Here is a 4,998-nt window from a genome sequence, read left to right on the forward strand (position 1 = left end):
TACTAATACTAAAGAAGTACTAAAAAGCAAAAATCTACGAAAAGAAATATACACTATGAAATTCGACTACCCTGCTGAGCTTCCTATTTGCGCAGCACACGACGAAATAATAGAAGCAATTAAGTCTTCACAAGTCGTGATTGTTTCCGGACAGACTGGCTCCGGTAAAACTACGCAAATCCCAAAAATGGTGCTTGAGCTTGGAAGAGGCGGAAGAGGTAAGCAAATCGTGCACACTCAGCCTCGCCGTTTAGCTGCACGCACTGTTGCTGAGCGAATCGCAAACGAAATGGAAGTAAAACTAGGCGAAGAAATCGGCTATCAAGTGCGATTTACCGACGAAAGTTCACCTAAAACAAAGCTTCGAATTGTTACTGACGGTATTTTACTTGCGCAAATTCAGCGAGATCCTCTTCTTACTAAATACGACACGATTATTATTGACGAAGCTCACGAACGCAGTCTTAACATTGACTTTTTGCTAGGATATTTAACGACTTTACTTCCGCAAAGACGCGATTTGAAGCTGATTATTACTTCAGCAACAATAGATTCTGCAAAATTCCGTGAACATTTTGAGCAAGCTTTACACATAAAAGTTCCTGTTATTGAAGTTTCTGGACGCACGTACCCTGTGAGAGTGCTTTATGAGCCGCTTGGCTCCGCGCCTTCACTTATGCGACATGTCCCCGGCTTTGCAGACATAACAATGGATGAGGAAACTGTCGCAGAAAGCCAATCTAACGAAAGCAATCGAGACGATATTACAGATGAAGATATGACATCTGCAGTAACTCGCGCATGCGCTCAATTAGTTATTCATTCAAGCCACGAGCAAGGCGCGCGCGACATTATGGTTTTCGCTTCCAGCGAGCGCGATATTAGAGAGTTTGAAGCAGGATTACGCTCATATTTTGGCACTCGAGCAAGTGATATGAAACGAGCGGATGCTATTGAAATAGTGCCGCTTTTTGCGCGTCTTTCTGCAAAAGATCAGCATCGCGTATTTGAACATCACTCTCATCAACGCATTGTTATTGCTACGAACGTTGCTGAAACTTCGCTTACTGTTCCTGGGATTCGATACGTTGTCGATCCTGGTTTTGCGAGAATTAGCAGATATTCTAAGTCTGCAAAAGTGCAAAGGCTTCCTATAGAGCCGATTTCTCAAGCGAGCGCAGATCAGCGTTCTGGACGATGCGGACGAATCGCGGACGGAATTGCTATTAGACTTTACTCGCGCGAAGATTACGAAACTCGACCTCGTTTTACCGATCCTGAGATTCTGCGCACTTCGCTTGGAGCAGTAGTATTACACATGCTTTCAGTAGGCGTTGCTAAAACTGGCGAAGATATTACGAATTTCGGTTTTATTGACCCTCCTGATATGAAAGCAGTAAGCGACGGCTTTAATGAGCTTAACGAGCTTGGCGCAATAAGCAGAAAATCAGGTTTCATTACTTTAACTCATATTGGACGCGAGCTTTCGAAATTGCCGATTGACATTCGTTTAGGACGCATGATTATTGAAGCGGCGCGTAAAACAACTCCGAATACTCTTGCAGCTGTGCTGGTAATTGTTGCGTTTTTGAGTTTGCAAGATCCTCGCGAGCGCCCTGAAGAACAGCGTGAAGAAGCGGATAGACTTCATAATCGTTATGCGGATGAAACAAGCGATTTCTTAACTGCTTTAAATATTTGGGATTATATTTTCCAAGCAGACGGAAATATGAGCAATAATGCTCTTCGCAAACTTTGTAAAGCGGAATTCTTCCACTTTTTGCGTTTAAAACAGTGGAAAGATTTAGTTAATCAACTTCAAGACTTATGTAAAGAGTTGCATTATAAAGTTGGCGAGCCTATTCCATCTAAAAGAGTATCTTTGGAAATTCGTCAGCTTCCTAATAATCAACAGGCTGCTCACAGCTTGTGCTGCTCTTGGGATTCGCAAGGAATACACTCGTCGATGCTTGCAGGATTGCTTTCTATGTTGGGAATGCAAGTAGTGCGTGAACCAAAAGCTTCAGATTTTGCTAATTTGCATGGATCAGCAAAAATTCGAGCTATGAAACGCGCTCAAAAAATGGCTAAAAACGACTATCAAGGCGCACGCGGAGGAAGATTCGCAATATTCCCAGCTTCATCTGTTTCGAAAACAACTCCTTCATGGGTTATGTGTACGCAATTAGTTGAAACATCTAGACTTTGGGCAAGATATTGCGCACAAGTCGATCCTGCGTGGGCTGAGCCTCTTGCTAAAAATCTTACTAGAATCACGTATTCTGACGCTCATTGGAGTGCTTCTAAAGGTGCTGCTGTAGCAAAATCTAAAGTATTACTATACGGATTGCCTATTGTTCAAGATCGCACAGTTCAATGGACTAGAGTTAATCCTTACGAAGCTCGAATGATTATGATTCGTCAAGGCTTAGTTGAAGCAGATGTGCAACAGCGTTTTGCACACGATGAGTTTATTTTAAATAATCACAATGTACTTGAAGATGCAGATAATCAAGCAAATCGCACTCGTCAAATAAGCGAAACTGTAAACGACGAAGATTTATTTACTTTTTACGACACTCGCATTCCTCAAGAAGCAACTACTATTGCAGCTCTTGCAAAATGGTGGAAAGATAATCGCGAAGAAAATCCACACAAGTTAGACTTTAATCCCGATGAAGTTGAACGTTTACAAACTACGCAAAGTACTGATTTAGCTGACTATCCTGACCATTGGGATACAGTTGGTACAGATGGTCAGATTATAAGGTTGCGTTTAAGTTATGTGTATGATCTGGCTAATCCTTTGGACGGCGTAACTGTGCATGTGCCGCTTTACGTACTTTCGCGCTTAACTCCTGAAGAATTTACTTGGAATGTTCCAGGTTTATTAGATGAGCTTATTATTGGCATGATTAAATCTTTGCCTAAAGCTCTACGAGTACAGTTTGTTCCAGCTCCTGATACTGCTCAAAAAATTCGCTCTTGGATTGACGAACATTACGACGAGCTTCCTGGGATTGGAGAAACAGAAAGCAATATAAAAAGCGAATGGCAAGATTTTAGAGAAGTTTTCACTAAAGCTGCAATTTGTGTAGTTGGAGCGCAAATACATCCTGAAGTTTTCGACGACGAGCAAATAAGCAGACTCTCACCATACTTGCGCATGACGTTTAGTGTTGAAGAGAGAAAAGCTAACGAAAGTCGCAATAAACCTGCAGGTCGTAACAAGTACTCTAATCGCGTAAAACCTACAATTCTTGGAACAGATAAGTCATTAATTGCATTGCAAAAACGCTTTGCAAAAGAAGCTCAAGAATCTGCGCGGGCGGTTGTAAATCGTAAAGCAAGTAAAGCAGCTCAAGCTGGAAACGTTGTAGAAAGAGCTGATTTATTGCACAAATCAGGCGCTACAAATCTTTCGCGCGCGCAAATGGTATGGCAGGGTGCGCTAAACATGTTGCATTTAGACAATAAGCGTATTACTTCTCGCTGGCTTGGCGCTGAATCTTTAATGCTCGCATCTGCACCTTATTCAACTTCTAACGCTTTAGCAGAAGACTTGCAAACGGCTGCAGTAAAACGACTAATTGCGAACACAGATAATATTGCTGACGACAATTTATTACGCGAAACTGTTGCCAACATTTCCGAAATATACGAGGATACGGTATACGATGTAGCTCACGATGTGATTGCTATATTAAAGCGTGCTGCGGAAGTTAGTAAAGCTGTTTCTGGCAAAGCAGATTTGCCTTTGCTTTCAGTGTTGCAATCAATCCGCGAACACACTGCAAGTCTTGTATACGAAGGGTTTATTGCCAAAACTCCATCTGATTCTCTGCCTCGTATTGAACGCTACTTGCATGCAGACGTGATTCGTCTTACTAAAGCTAAGGCAGACAAAAACCGTGACGTACGTTGGGCTTGGCAGGCAGATGAAGCACATAAGCTTGTAGTAAAAGCTCAAGAAGACGCTCAGAAAATCCCATCAGGACCAGCACATGACGAGTCACAAATAATCGCTGAGAAATTACGTTGGATGTGCGAAGAATTCTATGTATCTCTTTGGGCGCAAGAATTGGGAACTGCATATCCGATTAGCATACAACGCATGCGAAAGATGATTGGCGGAAGGTGAAAGCTGTTTCGCATATATGCATATATTTTTTCTTAGCGCTTGCAATGTTGTAAACAATATTGCTCATAACGTTGTAAACAAACTTTATTTGCACAGTTGCTAAGCTATTGCCAATTATAATTCTATTGCTTTTGCTTTTACTATTATTTTGGTCTTATTCTTGATCTTCGTTTACTCCAATTGCATTGCTTTCTTTAGTAATAAAGTTTCTGAATGTAAATACGATAATCCCTAATAATGCAACAGCAGCACACATAAGAGATATGTTTGCAAATCCAGACGAAATACCAGAAGCACCCGTTATAGAATTTCCACTCAGCATGTTTTTATCTAATATTCCGTCAAAAATTACTACACCAACAGAAGCAGAAACACTAATAGCTAAATCATTCATTCCGCACCCTCTTCCAGATTCTTCAACTGGAAGAGACGAAAGAATTGTTGAGGCCAGTGGAGAATACACCATTCCACAACCTGCATAATAAACGCATGCACATAAAGCTATAGCTAAGAATCCAGAATTTATTAATACTGCAATACCAATCCATCCGCAAAGTATAAACATTATTGCTAATAATAAACCTGTTTTTCTTCCTATACGACTAATTATTAAGCCTGAGCATGAACCGAATATTGCAGCAACAATAAAAGCCCAAACTAAATAAGAAGCTATTTGTGAAGTAGTCATGTTATACAAAGTTTTTCCAACTCTATTGAACAGTGGGCTTATGCAATAATTTGTGAAGTATATTATGCCCATCAAAATTATGCCAGAAAGCCAACGAATATTTTTAAAGAAAGCTGGTGTAACAAACGGCTCTTTAGCTTTACTAATGTAAATACCAAAAATTATAAAC

2 protein-coding genes are annotated in these 4,998 nt (G+C 40.7%); one reads left to right on the forward strand and one right to left on the reverse strand.

The features are described 5' to 3' along the window. The first annotated feature begins 55 nt into the window (after nucleotides 1–55). Nucleotides 56–4,141: an ATP-dependent RNA helicase HrpA gene (gene hrpA, locus A5295_RS05510; protein ID WP_064622076.1), complete on the forward strand. Its 4,086-nt coding sequence runs from the start codon at nucleotides 56–58 to the stop codon at nucleotides 4,139–4,141. Nucleotides 4,142–4,295: 154 nt separating this feature from the next. Here hrpA and A5295_RS06390 read toward each other — a convergent pair. Next, on the reverse strand, nucleotides 4,296–4,998 hold a 703-nt coding region (locus A5295_RS06390), incomplete at its 5' end, for an MFS transporter (protein ID WP_368664375.1).

It is taken from the genome of Gardnerella sp. 26-12 (genome assembly GCF_001660745.1).
Lineage (GTDB): Bacteria > Actinomycetota > Actinomycetes > Actinomycetales > Bifidobacteriaceae > Bifidobacterium > Bifidobacterium swidsinskii.

Bases quoted from the DNA above. Each gene is read 5' to 3' on its own strand.
- hrpA (WP_064622076.1), top strand. From the start codon at position 56: ATGAAATTCGACTACCCTGCTGAGCTTCCTATTTGCGCAGCACACGAC.